Here is a 21192-nt window from a genome sequence, read left to right as displayed (position 1 = left end):
TATTGATTGAAACAGACATCGCTGAATTGTTTTTTCTATTTATCGATTAATACTTAAACTGTCTTGGCGTTGCATTAAAAGAGAAGTCTTTTGATGAAAGCGGCGAGGCAGTTTTTATTTTACAAGTTGCTCAAATTTTATCCTTTCCCAAGAAAAAAGAATTTTTCGTACTATATATGTAAACACTTTGTGTTGTATGGCATATAATAAACAACGATGATGTTTTTTTGCACAAAAGTTAAATTACGTATTGTCCTTAATGCATTTGTTAGCACAATATTGGTGTGTTTCTTGTGTTTTAATATTTAATTTTGAAAATGAGAAACCAATCAATATAATTACTAATAACCTTAAAATTATTTTTATTATGAGTAGTTTTAAAAGAAAATGTTTGTTTTTTATTATGGTAGCTTTGAGTGTATCTGCATATGCACAAGTTACTGTTACAGGAAAAGTTACTGATGCTGACGGATATGAAGTAATAGGAGGTAGTATTGTACTTAAAGGCTCACCTACTATTGGTACTATTACTGATATGTCAGGTCATTATTCCATTACAATTAATGATGCCTCTAAGGCTATATTGATTTTCTCGTATGTAGGAATGGAAACCCAAGAAGTTAAGGTAAATGGTAGGGAAAGAGTTGATGTTCAATTAAAATCTGATGCTGTAATGCTTGATGAAGTTGTAACTATAGGTTATGCAACAGTAAAGAAAAAGGATTTAACAGGTGCTGTGTCTTCTGTTAATTCGAAAGAGTTGGCTGCGGTACCTATTTCTGATGTCACACAAGCATTAAGTGGAAAGGTTGCAGGTGTGCAAATAATACGTTCACAAGGCTCGCCTGATGCTGATATTTCAATAAAAGTACGTGGAGGAACATCTATAACACAAAGTAATGAGCCTCTTTATATTATTGATGGTTTCCCTAGTGAAGATGGTTTGAAAAGTATAGAAGCAAGTGATATTGCATCAATAGATATTCTTAAAGATGCTTCTTCTACTGCTATATATGGATCTAGGGGAGCTAATGGAGTGGTTTTGGTAACAACTAAGGGTGGAACTTCTGACAAATTTAATATTAGTTACGATATGTTCTTTGGATTTAAAAAGGTTAATAAGTATTACGATGTTCTTAATGTAGAGGATTTTGTAAAACTAGAATTTGAACGCAGTATAAATGAACCGGATAAAATGGAAGATTTTGTTATCCCTATATATGGTAATTATAATGAATATGATGATTTATATGGCAATAGAGTGGGTATTGATTGGCAAAAAGAAGTTTTTGACCGAAGGACTGCTATAACTCAACAACATAAAGTTTCAATCAGTGGAGGTAATAAATCTACTAAATATTTGTTGACATATACTAGAAATAATGATGAAGGTGTTTGGTACGGAAGTGGATTAAAGAGGGATAACTTTCGTGTTAAATTAAATCAAGATGCTACATCTTGGCTCAAATTCTCAACAAATCTTAGTTATATTGATGAAAAGACAGAAGGATTGGGTACGCTTCAAGAAGGTGGGGCTTCCAGCAGAATGCAGCATGTAATTCAGTATAGACCAACAATTGGAAAAGAAGGTAATGATGAACAGTTGCTGATTGATGATGATGATCCTGCGTTATTATTAGAAGGAGCAAGTCAAATGCAAAGTCCAATAGCTTCTATAGAAAGTGAGTTACGAAATAAAAGGAATCAAATATTATCGATGAATGGAGATTTGGAAATAAAGTTATGGAAGGGATTATCTTATAGAGGTACTATCGGAATTCGTAAAAGGACAATTAAAACTGATATTTTTTATTCTGAAAAATCTAAACAAGCGAAAAATGCGGGAGCTCCTTATGGTTGGAAAGAGATAGAAGAACAGCAAAGTTTTATGTATAATAATGTATTGACTTGGGATAAAACATTTACGCCTGAACATCATCTGACAATTGTGGGAGGACAAGAGTATATACGATATAATACAGATTATTTAAGAGCTGGAGCAAGGCAATTTGAGAAGATTAATTTTGGCTTGGCGGATATGTCTTTAGGAGCTAGTCCTGATAAAGTTATAACAAAATTGGAGAGTGAAAATATGCTTTCGTATTTTATGAGAGGAAATTATAATTTTAAAGATAAGTATTTATTTGCCTTTTCTTTGCGTACAGATGGTTCAAGTAAATTTGGTGATAACCATAAATGGGGAGTATTCCCAGCTGCTTCATTTGCTTGGAGAATGTCTGAAGAAGATTTTATAAAAAAACTTGATTTATTCTCTAATTTAAAGGTTAGGTTAAGTTATGGAACTGCAGGTAATAATAAGATCGATAATTATCTTAGCTTGTCTAAAATGGGATCAGTATGGATTCCATATAATGGCAATAGTACAGCCTCTGGTTTTGTCAGTAAGCAATTATATAATCCGAATCTTCAATGGGAAACAAATGTTACCTCAAATTTAGGTTTAGATTTTGGATTTTTAAATCAAAAACTACAATTAACGGTTGATTTGTATAATGTAGATACTAAAAATTTATTATTGGATGCACCAGTTCCTTTACTTTCTGGATACAGGTCTATGATGATAAATGCTGGAAAAACCAATAATAAAGGTGTAGAAGTCGCTATAACAAGTTATAATATTAATACTAAAGATTTTTCTTGGAGTACAAGCTTAAATTTATCTCATAACAAAAATGTTGTTAAGGAACTTTATAATTCGAATTATATGGAAATAGTGTCAGGTTGGGCGCAAACATCAGAATTTAATAAAAGTGATTATATCATTCGAGTAGGGGAACCTCTAGGACAGATGTATGGATATAAATTAAAAGGAATATATAGTGTTGATGATTTTAATTATGATCCAACTACGCAAAAATATATTATAAAAGATAATATACCATACGATAAGAATTTTTATCCTAAACCTGGGTTTTGGAAGTTTGAGGATATAGATGGAGATAATGAAATTACAGAGTCGGATAAAACTGTTATAGGTAATGCAAATCCAAAACTCTATGGCGGTTTTACTAATAATTTTACTTGGAAAGGGTTTGATTTAAGTATTTTCCTTAATTTTTCAATTGGAAATAAAATTTATGGCGCAAATAAGATGTATTATACAAAATTTAACAATCGTTGGAGAAATACATTGAAAAATGAAGCATTGAATCGTTTTACTATTATTAATGATAAAGGAGAAAATGTATTTAACGATCCTGCTCAATTAGCTGATATAAATAAAAATCATAACTATGTTTCAGTTGAAGGAAGTTCAAATTTATTTTTTCATTCAGGTTATGTTGAAGATGGTTCATTCTTAAAAATAAATAATATTTCTTTAGGATATACTTTCCCTAAAGGACTTATAAACAAAGTAAAACTATCTAATGTCCGTTTGTATGCTACAGGATATAATATATATACTTTGACTAAGTATTCAGGATATGATCCAGAAGTAAATACATTCTCTAATGGTGGATTAACACCAGGAATTGATTGGGGCGCTTACCCCTCATCTATTTCTATGGTATTTGGTGCGAATATAACATTTTGATAAATTATGAATATTATGAAGACATTATATTTAAATTTTATTGCAATAATTATTGTATTGTTCGGGAATATTCTATTGTTAAATTCTTGTGATGATTTGTTGAAAGAAAAAACTTATGATTTCTATGATGAGGAAGATTTTTATAACAATGTTTCTGAACTTGAATTAGCTGTAAATGGAGCTTTTGAAGTTTTAAGTCAAAAAATGACATATGGACATTTTATGTTGGTGACAGATTGTGATACGGATTTGAGTCATGTTAAGGGATCAGGCACAGGACATACAGCAAGAGATTTGGGACATTATAACATATATACAGCTCATACTTGGATAGAAGAGGCTTGGGGATATTATTATTCAGGAATTGATAGGGTAAATAGGATAATGAAAAATGCTGATAAAGTTGAATTGCCTGATGATGATGCTAAAAAAACATTTAATAGATTGATTGCAGAGGCCAAGTTTTTAAGAGGAATTTGTTATTTTGATTTGGTTCGTATGTGGGGGGATGTTCCATTTAAACTATCTGCGTCTGACAATACAGAAGATTTTGCTATAGAAAAGAGTAATAGAGAGCTTGTATATGATCAGATTGTTAAAGATTTCAATGAGGCGGCAAATGATTTACCATGGCATGATGAAGTTACTACATACGAAGGAAGACCTACAAAAGGTGCAGCTTTAGGTCTTTTGGCTAGAACATATCTTTACAGAGGTGGATATTCATTACAACAAAATGGGAAAATGGAACGTCCAAATAATTATTTGGATTATTATAATAAGGTAAAGGAAGTTTGTTTGGAAATAATCAGTTCAAATCATCATAAATTGAATGTAAGTTATGAACGTGTGTTTAAGAATGTCTGTGAGAATATCCTAGAACCCAATGAAGTCATGTATGAAGTGCAATTCTTTAATCCATCTGGTGAAGATGAGCATAGTAGTAAAATCGGTTCATATAATTCGCCTGAAATAGATCGTAATTCATCTTATGGTTTAGGAAATTCTTTTATTAAAACTACCCATTTCTTTTATGATTTTTATGACTCTGAAGATATACGTAGAGAAACGGCTGTAGCAACCTTTAAAATTGACGCTCAAGATAAAGTAATAGAAATACCAAGAAATCAAAGTTATACTTGGGCTCCGGGAAAATGGAGACGTAATTGGATTCCAGGTCCTCCAAAAGATTTAGAGAATATGGATATAAATTTTATACTTTTGCGTTATTCGGATATTTTATTGATGTATGCTGAGGCCGTTGGGGTAGTTGATGGTAAATTGGATAATATTGCTCTTGAGTGTCTTAATCAAGTAAGAAGAAGAGCTTATGGATATGCTCCGACTGTTGCTAATAGTGTTATAGATTTAAGATTAAATGATTTTAATTCCTCTGAAGATATTCTTGATTATATAATGTTGGAAAGGGCAAGAGAATTATGTTTTGAAGGATTTCGTAGATTTGACCTTATAAGATGGAATAAATTGGGAGTTGTATTGGATGACTTTGCTGAAAAATTCAATACTGCTGTACAAACAGGTGAATTAAAAAATTATGTATGGGCAGCAGGAAATTATTTTCAATCTGGGAAACATGAATTGTATCCAATACCAGAGTATGAGATACGAGAGACAAAAGGAAAATTAAAACAAAATCCTAATTATTAGTTTTAAATCTTATTATATTTTATAAGAGCAGATTATTATATAATAGTTGTAAAATTTATAAGTTTCTAGGTTCTGCTTGTGAATAATATTATTATAGGATAAAGGCTACTATTATGAATAGCAGAACCTAGATATATTATAAGAAATGAAAATAAAAAATAATGTTCTTACCTTATTAATATTATTCTTTTTCTTTTTAGTAAGTATAGAATGTATAAATACTAGTAAGATGAATAATGTTACTGTTTCCTGTATAGATACAGTTTTAATTGATAATGATACATTATTCCAGTATGAAATGATAAATTCATCTGGAATGGTTATCAGGCTTACAAATTATGCAGCGGCTCTTACAGATATTTCTGTACCAGACAGGAATGGTAAAATAGAATCTGTGGTTTTGGGCTTTGATTCTATTTCAGAATATACCAAGCCTAATCCTAAGTATGGAAGTACAGTGGGACGTTATGCTAACAGAATAAAAAATGCTGAGTTTAAGTTAGATGGAAAGCATTATATATTGGAGAGGAATAATAAAGGAATACATTCTATACATGGCGGAAGCAAAGGCTTCAATCTAAGAGTATTTGATGTTAGTGAGATTTCTTGTGATTCAAATAAAGCTACGATTGTTTTTACTTATAGAAGCCCTCATTTGGATGGAGGATTTCCAGGTAATTTGGATTTTTCAATATCATATACTTTGACTGAAAAAAATGAAATAATCCTGAACTATGAAGCACATACAGATGCGCCTACTGTAGTAAATTTTACGAACCATAGTTATTTTAATTTATCTGGATGTAATGAAAATGTATTAAGTCATAATTTTTATATAAAGGCAGATTCGATGTTAGTCACTGACAGTGATGGTATTCCAACAGGTGAGATTGTCACTGTAAAAAAAACAGATTATGATTTTATGCATTATCGTAAAATATCTTTTCCGTTGTCAGATGGTGAATATAAATACGACACTTCGTATAAGTTAAGCAAGATAGATGGAGAATTATCGCTTGCGGCTATAATAGAGCATAAGAAAAGTGGACGACGTTTAAAGGCTTATACTACTGAACCTGGAATGCAGTTCTATATTTCAAATTCTGATATGAAACGTTGGGTAGGTCATGGGAACAAAAGATATATGCAATATGCAGGAGTCTGTTTGGAAATGCAGCATTTCCCTGATTCTCCGAATCATTTAAATTTTCCTTCAACAGCTCTTTATCCTAATGATGTATATAGGCAGACTACAATCTATAAATTTGAAACATTTTAGATGTCAATCTTTAAGCATGGGCATCTAAAATGTTTTTATTTATCTTAAAACAATATGTAATATCAAGCCTGAAAGCATCTTTTTGTCATGATAAAATGTTTAGTCATTTGAAATAAAATACTTCGTTGTTTTATCGGAACAAGATTATATAATTGCAATCTGGATAATTTTAATATTTTATTCAACAAAAATAATATTATAAATTGTTCTTGCTATGTCAATTAGAACAATATTAGAGAATTTTTAGTATGGCTGTATGTAATTTTGCATGTGACAAAATCAAGATAATTAATCAAAACCTTAAAATTGTTATTATTATGAGTTGTTTTAAAAGATTCATTTTATTATTTTTTATGGTAACATTGGGCATTTCTTTATATGCACAAGTTACGGTCACTGGAAAGGTAACGGATTCTGAGGGCTACGAAGTGATTGGTGGTAGTGTAGTTCTTCAAGGGGTACCGACCGTAGGAACTGTCACAGATATGGCAGGTAACTATTCTTTGACTATTGATAATCCATCAAAAGCAGTGTTAGTATTTTCTTATGTAGGTATGCAGACTCAGGAAGTTAAGGTTAATGGCAGAACAGTCATTGATGTTCAACTTAAAGCTGATGCTGTTCTTCTTGATGAAGTTGTTGCTATTGGTTATGCTACTGTAAAGAGAAAAGATTTGACTGGTTCTGTCGCTTCAGTTAATAGTAAGGAACTTTTAAAGGTTCCTACAAGTGATGTGACTCAAGCTCTTGCGGGACGTATGGCCGGAGTTCAAGTGATGCAAAGTGAAGGTACACCAGGTGCCTCTATTTCAATTCGTGTACGTGGTGGTATATCAATAACACAAAGTAATGAACCGCTTTATATTATTGATGGTTTTCCTAGTGAGGATGGTATGTCAACTCTTGATCCGGCTGAGATTGAATCAATTGATATCTTGAAGGATGCTTCTGCAACTGCTATTTATGGAGCTCGTGGTGCAAATGGTGTTGTTGTCATAACTACTAAATCAGGTGCTAAAGCAGGAGGTAAAGTTACTGTTACATTTGACACCTATGTAGGTTTTAAGAAAATTGCTAAGAAACTAGATGTCCTTTCTCCTTATGAATTCGTTAAGCTGGATTATGAACGTAAAGTTTACGATCAAAGGGGAACGGAGGAATCTTGGCAAAGTGCGGTTGAGAGTTTTGAAAAAATATATGGAAAATATAGCGATATAGAAACTAACTATTTAAATCGTAAGGGTATTGACTGGCAAGATCAGACGTTGGGACGAACTGCTTTAACTCAAAACTATCGCGTTGGCGTTTCTGGTGGTAGTGATAAATTGAACTATAGTATGGCTTATTCTTATTATGATGAAGAAGGTGCTATGGTATATAGTGGTAGCACTAAGCATAATATTTCTTTCAATCTGAATAGTAAAGTTAACGACCGTTTGTCTGTAAATGCTCGTATGAGTTTTGACCAAATGCGTATTGAGGGAATGGGCACATCTGAAGGAGGTGATCGCTTTAATAAAATGCAGCACATACTACAATACCGTCCTACTATTGGCATAAATGGGAATGATATAGATTTGTTAGGAGATGAGGATCCGATTTTTGTGGATGATACTGGTAATGTAATGCAGAATCCTTTATTGTCTGCTGCAGAAGAAACAAAAGATCGTGAGTATAGAACATTCCAAGCAAACGGAGGATTTACATATAAAATTATAAAAGGACTGTCGTTCCGTAATACTACAGGTATGCGTTATCAGAATCGTAGGAATGATATTTTCTATGGAGATAAGTCTGTTACCGGAAAACGTTCAAGTATAAACGGAAGTATTGAGAATATTGAAAATGGAAGTTTCCAAACTTCAAATGTTCTTACATACAATTGGAAAGGTAAAGGTCATGATCTCACAGTTATGGCAGGACAAGAATATGTTAATAAATGGACACGTAGTTTTAAAGCAGTTGCTACAAACTTCCCAAATGATGAAATTGGACTTGCAGATTTATCATTAGGTTTGCCGAGTACGGCTCAGTCTTCTGTTAATTATGATGACAAATTACTGTCTTTCTTTGGTCGTGTGAATTATGGCTATAAAGACAAGTATTTGTTTACGGCGTCAGTACGTGCCGACGGTTCTTCCAAATTCGGTAAAAATAATAAATGGGGATATTTCCCTGCTTTTTCAGCAGCTTGGCGTATGGCAGAAGAAGAATTTATTAAAGATTTGAATGTATTTTCAGATTTGAAATTGAGAGTTGGTTATGGTTTGGCGGGTAATAATAGGATCAGTAGCTATCAGAGTCTAGCTATAATGGGCTCAGTTACTTATCCTAATGGTGATTCTACTCAATCGGGATATGTCTCTAATCAGGTTCCAAATCCTGATTTGAAATGGGAAGCAAATAAAACCTTGAATATAGGTTTAGATTTAGGTTTCTTGAATCAGCGTATCACTATTTCACCAGAATTTTATCTTAATAGAAGTAGCAATCTACTCTTGAGTGCCAAATTACCAGAATCAGCCGGTTATTCTTCAATGGTCATTAATGCGGGAGAAACAGAGAATATGGGTATTGATTTAACAATTAATACTACAAACATTATGACTAAGAATTTTACATGGGACACTTCTATTACATTCTCACATAACAAGAATTCTGTAAAAAAATTGACAGGAGAAGATGTTCAGCTATGGGAAGCATCTTTTGGGTATGATCAGAACACTCATATTATTGGTGTAGGTCGACCGTTAGGGCAAATGTATGGATATGTTACAGATGGTATATATCAGGTAGAAGATTTTACTTATGATGCGGCTACACAAACATATACTTTAAAAGATGGTATTCCATATATGGGTGAAAAAAACAATGTACAGCCAGGTATGTGGAAATTTAAGAATCTTGATGGAAGTGAAGATAATAAAATTACAGAAGAAGATAAAACTGTAATAGGCAATGCATATCCTACATTCTATGGTGGTATTAATAATAACTTTACATATAAGAATTTTGATTTGAGTATTTTCTTGACTTACAGTTTTGGTAATGATGTTTTCAATGCAACAAAATTGACTAATACAAAGACTGCTCTCGATAATAAGAATGTATTGGCGGTTTCTGATAGTAAAAATCGTTGGACTTGGATAAATGATAAAGGTGAATGGATTAATGATCCGAAAGAACTTGCAGCAATAAACAATGGTAAAACTATCGCTTCTATTGCTGATAATGAGGTTGGTGATACTTACATTCATTCATGGGCTGTAGAGGATGGTTCATATTTGAAATTAAGTAATATAACTTTAGGATATAGATTCCCTAGAACAATGTTGAAGAAAATAGGTGTTTCCAAGCTGCGTCTGTATGCTACAGGTAGTAATCTTTTGACATGGACTAAATATTCTGGCTTTGATCCTGAGGTATCAACAATGGGTAACGGATTAACTCCAGGTGTTGACTTTGGTGCTTATCCAAGAAGCCGTTCATTTGTGTTTGGTATTAATCTTGCTTTCTAATATTAAAAATAGGTAACAATGAAAAACTATAGAAAAATATATATTGCAATAAGTGCATTTGTAAGTATGGGATTTGTTTCTTGTAGCTTAACAGAAGAACCGGATTCCTATTATGAAAAAGATACTTTTTTTGATTCAGAATCAAAAGCAAAATTGGCTGTAATAGGTATTTATGATTGTCTATCGACAGGTAATCATTATGGACAGTTTGAAATGGCTATGTCTGCATCAGATGATACATATTATATAAATGGGACAGGAACTGATAATACCCGCCGTGATATAGCTCATTATATGGTTAAATCAACCAATACATGGGTAGCAGATTTGTGGAAATACAAATATCAAGGTATAGACAGAGCAAATTTTGCAATAGCAAACATTGAAGCGATGTCTGGATATGAGGATAATAAAAATCTAAAGACATTTGTAGCAGAGGCAAAATTTTTGAGAGCTTTTTTAAGTTTTGATTTAATTAAATATTGGGGTGATGTTCCATATAAAACTACTTATACCGGAGGATATGATGAAGCTTTTCAACCTAGGGTAGATAGACAAATTATATATGATGAGATTATCAAAGATTTAAATTTTGCAAAGGAAAATTTATATGAGGTAGGAACAGTTACGTCGCCTGAAGTTCCAGATCAGATTGCAGCTCATGCATTATTGATGCGCGTGTATCTGCAACGTGCAGGATATAGCTTACAAATGGATGGTAAGTTGTCTTGTCCTTCGGATGAGTTGAGGAAATCCTATTTTGATGCTGTAATTACTGAGTGGACTACTATCCAGAATAAAGGTGGACATGGGTTCTATGATGGAGGTTATACCGAACTGTTTAAAAGTTATTCAGCAGGTATCTTAAACAATAAGGAAAGTTTATGGGAGATTGCCTTTAATCCAACTGGAGAGGGATTTAAAGATAATAATGGTTTTTGGGCTACGTATAATGGGCCTTTGGTTGAAGCACCAGGATGTCAGCCTACTGAGAATTCTAAATTTATGGGGCGTGCAAATGCATTCTTTCGCGTAATGCCTTGTTGGAAATCTTTTTTTGAAGCAACAGACGAAAGACGTGATGTTATGGTTGTAGATTATCAATTGAAATGGGATAAAAACGTTTATAATCATGTGAAAAAAAGTACAGCAAGTAAGCCCACAGATTGGTATCCTGGAAAATGGCGTAGAGAATGGATGCCTTTAGGTTTTATAGATCCTAACCATACTGGTGTAAATTATTGTCCTTTGAGATATGCAGATGTAGTGCTTATGGCTGCAGAGGCTTATAATGAAATTGGAAATTCACCAGAGGCGTGGAATTTGCTTAATATGGTTCGTACGCGTTCACATGCCACTCCTGTTACATCTCTTCAAGAGTATAGGACAGTACAACCAAACTTATATGACTTGCCTTTCTTTAACGGTGGTGGTGCTGATGATTTCCGTACTGCTTTATATTGGGAAAGAGGATTTGAATTGGCTTTTGAAGGGCAAAGAAAATACGACCTTCTACGCTGGGGTGTCTTGGGTGATGTATTGAAACTTTTCCAAGATAATATGGATACGAAATTGAAGGGAAAATATGTTGCCGGTGAGAAATTTGTAAAAGGTAAACATGAGTTATTCCCTATCCCATTGGGTGAAATCCAGGCAAATCCTGCTTTGGAAGGTAAAAATAATCCTGGTTATGAATAATTAATATTATAGTTAGGTATTTAATAATGATTAGGGTGAAGCTCTGTTTTTTAGGTGATTGTTATTCTTGATGAATAGAATTTATACCTTAAAAGCAGAGCTTCTAAACTTCTTAATATGTAAAAAATGAAAACCTTAAAATATATAATTGCAATATTGTTTCTAACTGTACCTTTTGGGGCAAATTCTCAAGAATTAAGAAAAGAAGTTTTTGAAATGTTGGATTTGAATTATCCGGGGTTGGAACAAGTAAAAGCCGCATGTGATAAACAGGAATGGGAAAAAGCATCTTCAGCATTACTGGATTATTATCGTAATCGTACGTCTATAAAGCATCCTGATATAGATTTGAATAACATCAAAATAACAGCAGAAGAGCAAAAGTGGGCAGACGATGCTCTGGAACATACTTTTTTTGTTCATAAAGGATATCAGCCTTCGTATAACTATGGAAAGGATATAAATTGGGAATATTGGCCTGTTCAAGACAACGAATTACGTTGGCAGTTGCATCGTCATAAATGGTTTACTCCTATGGGTAAAGCATATAGATTATCCGGTGATGAAAAATATGCCAAGGAATGGATATATCAATATATGGACTGGATAAAAAAGAATCCTTTGGTGGAAGTTGAAAAGGAAGTATTTGATAAAGGAAGTGCCGGTGAAATCAGAGCTGTGGAAGATAATGTAAGGTTTGCGTGGAGACCATTGGAAGTAAGTAACCGTTTGCAGGATCAAACGATTCAGTTTTTACTTTATCAAATATCTCCTTCATTTACTCCAGAATTCTTGACTGAGTTTTTGGTAAATTACCATCGTCATGCTCAGTATATAATGGGGAATTATTCAGAGCAAGGTAATCATTTGCTTTTCGAAGCTCAACGTATGGTTTATGCGGGGACATTCTTTCCTGAGTTCAAGGACGCTTCTGTATGGAGACAAAGCGGTATAGATATTCTTAACCGAGAAGTAAAGAAACAGGTGTATTCAGATGGTGGACAATATGAATTGGACCCTCACTATCATCTAGCTTCAATTAACATTTTTCTGAAAGCTTTACGCATGGCTGGAATGAACGGTTTCCGTAATGAATTTCCTCAAGAGTACGTTGACATAATGGAGCGCATGATTGAATTCTATGCTAATATTTGTTTCCCTGATTATTCTAATCCTTGTTTTAGTGATGCTAAATTAGGTGATCCTGAAGAGGAAAGACGTAATTATGAGGAATGGGCAAAAGTTTTTCCGGATAACGAATGGATAAAATATTATGCAACAAAAGGTGCAGAAAGTAAACCTCTTCCATATTTGTCACATGGCTCTTTGGCTTCAGGTTTCTTCACATTTAGAACTGGATGGGAAAATGATGCCTTAGTAATGGTTGTAAAGGCCGGACCGAAGGGAGAATGGCATTGTCAACCAGATAATGGTACATTTGAATTGTGGTTTAACGGAAAAAATCTTTTTCCCGATAGTGGAGCATATGTTTATGCCGGTGACGATGAAGTTATGAAATTACGTAATTGGTTCCGTCAGACTCAAGTACATAATACTTTGACTTTGGATGGAAGAACTATTGATACGACAGAATCTGTAACAAAACTATGGAAGCCGGAAGGTAATGTACAGATCTTGGTAACTGAAAATCCTCATTATGAAGGCCTGAAACATCGTAGAACAGTATTCTTTGTTGATGGTTGTTATTTTGTTATAGTAGATGAAGCTGTGGGAGAGGCAAAAGGTACAGTTAATTTAAATTATCAGTTGTGTGAGGGCAATGTAAAGATTGATTCAAAGAATAATATTTTGACAACAGATTTTAATAGTGATAGTAACGTGAAGTTACAGTGCTTTTCTGATCATAAAATTTCTTTGAGAGAAAAGGAAGGATGGCGTTCTGTCGCTTATCGTAAAAGAGTTCCACGTACTGCTATAGCATTTGATGTTGAAAAGAATGATGCTAACCCAATTCGTTATATTACTGTAATAACTCCATCAAAATCGAATACTGCTTATCCTGATATTAAGGCCAAGTTTATAAATAAAGAATTTAATGAAAATGGAGTAAAAGTAAAGGTTACTGTAGATGGAAAGACTAAGGACTTGGAAAGTAAAATAAAATAAGAATCACTATGAATATTAATAATAATGTATTGTTGTTGCCATTGTTCTTGTCTGGAGTAAGCTCCATGACTGCAATGACGCAACAAAGGCCTAACATAATTTATATTTTTACGGATCAACAGACAGCCTCTGCTATGAGTTGTACCGGAAATCCAGATTTGAAAACTCCTAATATGGACAGACTGGCTGCTAATGGTGTACGTTTTGAGAATGCTTATTGTTCTGCTCCGTTAAGTGGTCCTTCCAGAAGTGCCATGTTTACAGGACATTATCCTGGAACCACCGGTATGCTTCGTAATGGTGCCAATATACCTGATTCAATTAAAACTGTAACATTAGGAACATTGATGTCTGCAGGAGGATATGAATGTGTATATGGAGGAAAATGGCATATACCTGTTTTAGATATACCCGACGGTGAGTTTGGATTCTCCCAACTTCATCCTCATACTGATTATGGGTTAGCGGAAGCTTGTGTGGAATATATTTCTCAAAAACATGACAAACCTTTCTTTTTAGTCGCTTCTTTTGATAATCCACATAATATATGCGAGTATGCAAGAAAACAGAATTTGCCTTATGGTAATATTCAGGAGCCTGATGTTAGAGATTGTCCAGGCTTACCAGTTAATTTCGCTAAAAATCCTTATGACGCAGGAGTTATAGAATACGAAAAGAGGAGCAATTTTAATGTTTATCCATCAGTTGATTATACTTTAGAAGATTGGCGAAAGTATCGTTATGTTTACTATAGGTTGGTTGAAAAAATAGATAAGGAAATAGGTAAGATTATTGATGCCATAGATGATAAGAATCTATGGAAAAATACAGTTGTAATTTTTTCCAGCGATCATGGTGATGGGGTAGGAGCACACAATTGGAATCAGAAATCTGCATTATATGAGGAAGTTGTAAATATACCATTAATAGTTTCTTTGCCAGGGAAAAAACATGCGGGAACGGTTCTTCCACAGATTGTTAATAATGGGGTAGATTTTTTTGCCACAATATGTGATCTTGCAGGTATAGAGTGTCCAAAATCATCAGATGGAATATCATTCAAAGAGGTTTTGGAAAACGGTACATCATCCTTTAAACACAAAGAATATAACGTAACAGAGACTTTATTTGATGGCGGAATTACCAGAGGATGGGCTTTGCGTACGGCACGTTATAAATATGTAATATATGATAAGGGTAATAATCGTGAACAGATGTTTGATATGATTAATGATAAGGGTGAGATGCGTAACCTTGTAGTCGAAGAAGCTTATCATGAAGAATTGGAACATTTGCGTGATTTGATGGATCAATGGATGAGAATGAATAAAATTAAACCTTCAAGAAGACAATTGAATGACGTTCCAGGAAGAGCTGACAGATTATAGTAAATGGCTTTTTGTTTTTCAATTTTTGTATTGAAATATCTTCCTTTTTTGTAGTATGAAATTTTTGTAAGACATTATTGATATAAAATTATACATATTTATTATCGATAATCGTTTTGAAAGTGTTTTCCAATACATTATTGAAACGTACTCCTTTACAAAATAATTAGATTTGTAAAAGTTAGAATGATTACTTGAATAATAATTTATTATATATATGATGCGGATGAAAGGAAACTTATTTATGGCTGCAATGACAGCATTGGTTATTGCTTCTTGTGGTAATACACAGAAGACAGATGATAATGAATGGATAGATAATGCTCTTGATAGAGCTACATCACAATTGTTACTTACTGCTAAAGAAGTTAGTGGTACTGGTATGCAGCCACGTTCTATCCATGTTGGCTATGATATGGATTTTCTAGTAAGCCAATTAGAGAGAGACACCGCTACTTTTGTTGATTCTTTACGTAAGAAACCGTCTCCGGAGATAGAAGGCAAACGTAGGTTGTGTCGTATATATGATTGGACTAGTGGCTTCTTTCCTGGAACATTATGGTATGCATATGAGCTTACGGGAAATAAAGAACTGAAAAATGAAGCAGTTCAATATACCAATATTTTGAATCCTGTGAGGTATTATAATGGAACTCACGATCTTGGATTTATGATAAACTGTAGTTATGGTAATGCGCGACGCCTGACAAAGAATGATACAATTGATGCTGTAATGATAGAAACTGCCGATAATCTTATTGGACGTTTTGACAATGATATATCTTGTATTCGTTCTTGGGACTTTGGAACATGGAATTTTCCTGTAATCATAGATAATATGATGAATCTTGATTTACTGTTTACAGTAAGTAAGATGACAGGAGATCCTAAATATAAGGAGGTCGCAATAAAACATGCAGATAAGACCATGGCTAACCATTTCAGGCCTGATTATACTTGCTGGCATGTGGTTAGTTATAATGATGATGGAAGTGTAGAACGTAAACAAACAAATCAGGGTAAAAATGATGATTCTTCTTGGGCGCGTGGTCAAGCATGGGCTGTGTATGGATATACTGCATGTTATCGTGAAACAGGTGATAAGAAATATTTTGATTTCGCAAAGAATATTGCAGATATGATAATGAACCGTGTAAAAACTGAAGATGCAATACCATATTGGGATTATGATGCTCCTGTTACAAAGGAAACACCACGTGATGCTTCGGCTGCTGCTGTTACAGCTTCAGCGCTGCTTGAGATGAGTGCAATGCTAGATGATGGAAAGGTGTATTTTGACTATGCGGAAAAAATATTGAAAAGTCTTTCGTCAGACAATTATCTTGCAAAAAAAGGCGAGAATTGTGGCTTTATCCTTATGCATTCTACAGGTTCGTTGCCTAATGGTTCTGAAATAGATGTACCATTGAATTATGCAGATTATTATTATCTGGAAGCTTTGCAGAGGTACATGAACCTGAAAGGTATAAAGTTTGCTAACTGTAATAAATGTTGATATGTTAATTTATGGCAAGGTCAATAATTTGATTTGACCTTGCCGAGAACATATTTTTTGTTACTTAAAATCTTTTTGATTAAATAATTCACCATTACGAATAAAAGCAGGCAAGGAGTAGGCTTGCATATTAATCATTTAAATATGGGAAATATAATATTTAAAGCTTTTTGCTTATCGGTAGCGGGTGTCACAGTGACGGGTTGTAATAAAAAAGAGCATAAAGATAACAGACCTAATATAGTTTTTATAATGACTGATGACCATACTACCCAGGCAATGTCTTGTTATGGAGGAAATCTTATACAAACTCCTAATCTTGACCGTATAGCCAATGAAGGGATACGGATGGACAGATGTTATGCGACAAATGCTTTGTCCGGTCCAAGTCGTGCCTGTATTCTGACTGGAAAAATGAGTCATATAAATGGATTTACGGATAATGCAAGTCGTTTCAATTCTGATCAACCTACTTTTATAAGTCTTTTACACGATAATGGCTATCAGACTGGTATTGTGGGTAAGTGGCATTTGATATCTGAACCAAAAGGTTTTGATTATTGGAGTATCTTGACAGGACAGGAAGAACAGGGTGATTATTATGATCCTGATTTTAATGAAAATGGTGTAAATATTGTAGAGAAAGGTTATGTGACAGACATTATAACAGATAAAGCTATAAAATATATTGACAGAGTGGATAAGAACAAACCATTTTGTCTTATGTTCCATCATAAGGCTCCACATCGTAATTGGATGCCTGCTCCACGACATTTGGGTATATTCAATAATACCGTTTTCCCGGAACCACAGACCTTGTTTGATGATTATAAAGGAAGAGGAAAGGCATCAAAAGAACAGGATATGTCTTTAGAAAAGACATTTACTGAAGATTGGGATCTTAAACTTCTTACAAGAGATGAGATGCTAAGTGATACCACTAACCGTTTATGTAAGGTTTATAAACGTATGCCTGAAGATGTTCAAAAAAAATGGGATGAAGTATATGCCAAAAGAATAGAAGAATATCGTAAAGGTAATATGAATGAACGTGAACTTGTGAGTTGGAAGTATCAACAGTATATGCGTGATTATCTTGCTACTGCTATGTCTGTAGATGAGAGTGTAGGGCGACTGATGAAGCATCTTGAAGATATAGGAGAACTAGACAATACTATTATTGTTTATACTTCAGACCAAGGTTTCTTCCTAGGTGAACATGGATGGTTTGATAAGCGATTTATGTATGAGGAAACACGTATGCCGCTGATAATCCGATATCCGCGTTCTATAGAGGCAGGAAGTGAGAGCAAGGCTTTGTGTATGAATATTGATTTTGCACCTACTTTTTTGGATTACGCAGGCGTGGAAATACCTAATGATATGCAGGGACGCTCACTTCGTCCTATACTTGATAATGCGGGAAAAGTTCCGGCAGATTGGCGTAAAAATACATATTATCATTATTATGAATACCCGGCAGAACATTCTGTAAAACGTCAGTATGGAATACGTACAGATTGTTATAAACTTATTCATTTTTATAATGATATAGATGAATGGGAATTGTATGATCTTAATGAAGATCCGGATGAAATGAATAATGTATATGAAAATTTGTCTTATGGTGAAGTAAGAAAGATGATGCATGATTTACTTGAGAAATCTCAAGAAGAATATGCTGACAATGATCCTGAAGAAAAGGAAAAAGTTCTTTTTAAAGGAGACAGAAGAGTTATGGATAGGATAAAAAATCATTGATGGGTATTATTTTAATACAATACCGGTATATATTTTTTTCAAATAAAAAATCTAAAATCAGATATTATGGATAGAAGAAAATTCTTAGAAGTTTCCGGATGGTCATTGTTGGGTATTGCTGCGTCCGGTAGCTTGCTTGGTTCTTGTACTCCTGGTTCTAAGGAAGCAAAAAGAATAATGCCAAGCAAATCTCCTTATAAAATGTTTTGGGGAGACCTTCATAATCATTGTAATTTGACTTATGGACATGGTGATATGCGCGATGCTTTCGAGGCAGCCAAGACACAGTTGGATTTTGTAAGCGTTACACCGCATGCTATGTGGCCTGATATACCTGGTGCAAATGATCCTCGTTTAAAATGGGTAATAGATTATCATACAGGTGCATTTAAACGTCTGCGACAGGGTGGTTATGAAAAATATGTGGCTATGACTAATGAATATAATAAGGAAGGCGAATTTCTTGCATTTATCGGTTATGAAGCTCACAGTATGGAGCACGGTGATCATGTAGCGCTAAATTATGATCTTGACGCTCCTTTGGTGGAATGTACTTCCATTGAAGATTGGAAACAGAAAGCTCGTGGACATAAAGTCTTTATTACTCCGCATCATATGGGTTACCAGACTGGATACAGAGGATATAATTGGGATTTCTTTACTGAAGGTAAACAAACACCTTTCGTAGAAATGTATTCTCGCCATGGTCTTGCAGAATCAGATCAGGGAGACTATCCATATCTTCACGATATGGGTCCACGTCAGTGTGAAGGAACAATACTATGTGGTCTGGAGCGTGGTTACAAATTTGGTCTTATGGGTTCTACAGACCAACATTCCGGATATCCGGGAAGTTATGGCGATGGACGTATGGGAGTGTTGGCACCATCTCTTACACGTGATGCATTGTGGGATGCAATGGCTAATCGTCATGTATGCTGTTCTACCGGTGATAAAATATTGATTGATTTCCGACTTAATGATGCTTTTATGGGCGACGTTGTAAGAGGAAACCAACGTCGTATATATCTGAATGTTGAGGGACAGAGTTGTATTGATTATATTGATGTCATTAAGAACGGCAAACTGCTTGCAAGGATGAATGGTCCTATGAACCCTATTGCTCCTGTAACAGATACAGTACGTTGTAAAGTAAAAGTTGAATTCGGATGGAACCGAGAAGAAAAGTATGTTACATGGAATGGTGCATTAAGTATCAATAAAGGGCGCATTCTCAGTGTAACACCGTGTTTCAGAGGAGCAGCATTTACATCTCCGCAGGAAGGTGAAACAGAATTCCACACTCATGTGAATCGTATTCTTTCGACTTCGGAGACTACTGTAGAATTAAAGCTTTACACCACTAAGAACCCTAATACATTAACTCCTGCAACTCAGGCTGTAATTCTGGAATTGGAGATGCCTAAAGATGGAGTTTTATCTGCTGATTTTAATGGAAAGCATTTTGAACATTCGTTGGGAGAATTGCTTGCCGGTTCACGTAGCCATTTTATGATAGGATGGTTAAGTGAGGCTATACTTTTCAATAGAGCAATGCCTGAGGATTGTTATACCATTGAACATTACATGGAAGATAACGAACCTGAGAGAGATACAGATTATTATTATGTGAGGGTACGTCAGAAAGATCAACAATGGGCTTTCGGTACACCAATATGGGTTGAACGGGTATAAATCTATTAAATATGAAAAGATACGCTATAGGAATAGACCTAGGCGGTACATCTGTGAAATACGCCTTAATTGATAATGAAGGCGTATTTCATTTTCAGGGGCGTGTACCGTCAAAGGCTGATATTTCGGCTGAAGCCGTGGTCGGACAAATCTTGTATTCTGTAAATGAAGTAAATGCTTATGCTGTTTCAAATGGTCTAAAAGTAGATGGTATAGGAATTGGTACTCCTGGTATAGTTGATGCTACATCACGTATAGTAATGGGTGGTGCTGAGAATATTAAAGGATGGGAAAATGTTTATCTTGCAGACCTGATAGAAAAAGAGACAAAACTTCCTGTTATGGTTGGAAATGATGCCAATATGATGGGACTTGGAGAAACACGTTTTGGAGCAGGTAAGGGTATGACTGATGTCGTATTTATTACTGTTGGTACTGGAATAGGTGGTGCAGTAGTTATAGATGGGAAACTCTTTGGAGGTTATGCCAATCGTGGAACAGAATTAGGTCATGTACCATTGATTGCCAATGGAGAGAAATGTGCTTGTGGAGCAACGGGATGCCTAGAACATTATGCTTCTGCATCGGCTTTAGTTAGAATGTTCATATCTGAAGCTCCTGCATATGGATACTCTATTCCTGAAGAAGGGGTTGACGGAGAGCTTATAGTTCGTCTTTATAAAGAGAGACACCCGCTTGCGGTAGATTGTCTGAATAGACATTGTCGATATCTGGGACAGGGTATAGCAGGTTTTATTAATATTTTCAGTCCGCAGTTGGTGGTGATAGGTGGAGGACTGTCGGATGCTGGACAGTTCTATATAGATATGGTGAAATCTGAAGCTCTAAGGAATGCTATGTCCGATTGTGCTGTCAATACAGATATTGTGTCTGCAGGATTGGGTAACAAAGCAGGAAGCCTCGGAGCAGCTTCTATGGTGTTTCAGACTGTAAATCTTTTCAATTCGTAATTTATATATCTTGGA

10 protein-coding genes and 1 pseudogene are annotated in these 21192 nt (G+C 34.4%); all 11 read left to right on the top strand.

Features of this window, described 5'->3' with window-relative positions:
- Positions 1–367: 367 nt before the first annotated feature.
- The 11 genes and pseudogenes from NW213_RS06690 to NW213_RS06640 all read left to right on the top strand — a co-directional run bounded on the left by NW213_RS06690 (position 368) and on the right by NW213_RS06640 (position 21177).
- Positions 368–3556, top strand: coding sequence for a TonB-dependent receptor (locus NW213_RS06690; protein ID WP_258322237.1), 3189 nt, complete (start codon positions 368–370; stop codon positions 3554–3556).
- Positions 3557–3571: 15 nt separating this feature from the next.
- On the top strand, positions 3572–5224 hold the full coding sequence (locus NW213_RS06685; protein ID WP_258322236.1) for a RagB/SusD family nutrient uptake outer membrane protein: 1653 nt from the start codon (positions 3572–3574) through the stop codon (positions 5222–5224).
- A gap of 145 nt (positions 5225–5369) precedes the next feature.
- On the top strand, positions 5370–6503 hold the full coding sequence (locus tag NW213_RS06680) for an aldose epimerase family protein (protein WP_258322235.1): 1134 nt from the start codon (positions 5370–5372) through the stop codon (positions 6501–6503).
- A gap of 317 nt (positions 6504–6820) precedes the next feature.
- Positions 6821–10021, top strand: coding sequence for a TonB-dependent receptor (locus tag NW213_RS06675; protein ID WP_258322234.1), 3201 nt, complete (start codon positions 6821–6823; stop codon positions 10019–10021).
- A gap of 18 nt (positions 10022–10039) precedes the next feature.
- The gene (locus NW213_RS06670) at positions 10040–11719 is read left to right on the top strand and encodes a RagB/SusD family nutrient uptake outer membrane protein (protein ID WP_258322233.1); all 1680 of its coding nucleotides are present in this window, start codon (positions 10040–10042) and stop codon (positions 11717–11719) included.
- A 126-nt stretch (positions 11720–11845) separates the two neighbouring features.
- On the top strand, positions 11846–13846 hold the full coding sequence (hepC, locus tag NW213_RS06665; RefSeq protein WP_258322232.1) for a heparin-sulfate lyase HepC: 2001 nt from the start codon (positions 11846–11848) through the stop codon (positions 13844–13846).
- Positions 13847–13854: 8 nt separating this feature from the next.
- A complete protein-coding gene (locus tag NW213_RS06660) occupies positions 13855–15234 on the top strand; it encodes a sulfatase (RefSeq protein ID WP_375338117.1) in 1380 nt (459 codons plus the stop codon).
- Positions 15235–15451: 217 nt separating this feature from the next.
- Complete coding sequence (locus tag NW213_RS06655) at positions 15452–16750, top strand: DUF4995 domain-containing protein (protein ID WP_258322231.1); 1299 nt, start codon at positions 15452–15454, stop codon at positions 16748–16750.
- A 228-nt stretch (positions 16751–16978) separates the two neighbouring features.
- Positions 16979–18511: pseudogene (locus NW213_RS06650) on the top strand (sulfatase); the annotation flags it as partial.
- A 66-nt stretch (positions 18512–18577) separates the two neighbouring features.
- Positions 18578–20206: a Tat pathway signal sequence gene (locus tag NW213_RS06645; RefSeq protein ID WP_258322229.1), complete on the top strand. Its 1629-nt coding sequence runs from the start codon at positions 18578–18580 to the stop codon at positions 20204–20206.
- An 11-nt stretch (positions 20207–20217) separates the two neighbouring features.
- The gene (locus NW213_RS06640; RefSeq protein WP_258322228.1) at positions 20218–21177 is read left to right on the top strand and encodes an ROK family protein; all 960 of its coding nucleotides are present in this window, start codon (positions 20218–20220) and stop codon (positions 21175–21177) included.
- Positions 21178–21192: the final 15 nt, after the last annotated feature.

The sequence above is a fragment of the Bacteroides sp. ET336 genome, assembly GCF_024733815.1.
GTDB classification, from domain to species: Bacteria; Bacteroidota; Bacteroidia; order Bacteroidales; family Bacteroidaceae; genus Phocaeicola; species Phocaeicola cellulolyticus.
Note: the sequence above shows the minus strand (reverse complement) of the source record. Positions and strands in the feature narration are given on the sequence as shown.

Excerpts from the sequence above, each read along its gene's own strand:
- NW213_RS06655 (WP_258322231.1), top strand. The coding sequence starts at position 15,452 with ATGATGCGGATGAAAGGAAACTTATTTATGGCTGCAATGACAGCATTG.
- NW213_RS06680 (WP_258322235.1), top strand. The coding sequence starts at position 5,370 with ATGAAAATAAAAAATAATGTTCTTACCTTATTAATATTATTCTTTTTC.
- NW213_RS06640 (WP_258322228.1), top strand. The coding sequence starts at position 20,218 with ATGAAAAGATACGCTATAGGAATAGACCTAGGCGGTACATCTGTGAAA.
- NW213_RS06685 (WP_258322236.1), top strand. The coding sequence starts at position 3,572 with ATGAAGACATTATATTTAAATTTTATTGCAATAATTATTGTATTGTTC.
- NW213_RS06670 (WP_258322233.1), top strand. The coding sequence starts at position 10,040 with ATGAAAAACTATAGAAAAATATATATTGCAATAAGTGCATTTGTAAGT.
- hepC (WP_258322232.1), top strand. The coding sequence starts at position 11,846 with ATGAAAACCTTAAAATATATAATTGCAATATTGTTTCTAACTGTACCT.
- NW213_RS06645 (WP_258322229.1), top strand. The coding sequence starts at position 18,578 with ATGGATAGAAGAAAATTCTTAGAAGTTTCCGGATGGTCATTGTTGGGT.
- NW213_RS06690 (WP_258322237.1), top strand. The coding sequence starts at position 368 with ATGAGTAGTTTTAAAAGAAAATGTTTGTTTTTTATTATGGTAGCTTTG.
- NW213_RS06675 (WP_258322234.1), top strand. The coding sequence starts at position 6,821 with ATGAGTTGTTTTAAAAGATTCATTTTATTATTTTTTATGGTAACATTG.
- NW213_RS06660 (WP_375338117.1), top strand. The coding sequence starts at position 13,855 with ATGAATATTAATAATAATGTATTGTTGTTGCCATTGTTCTTGTCTGGA.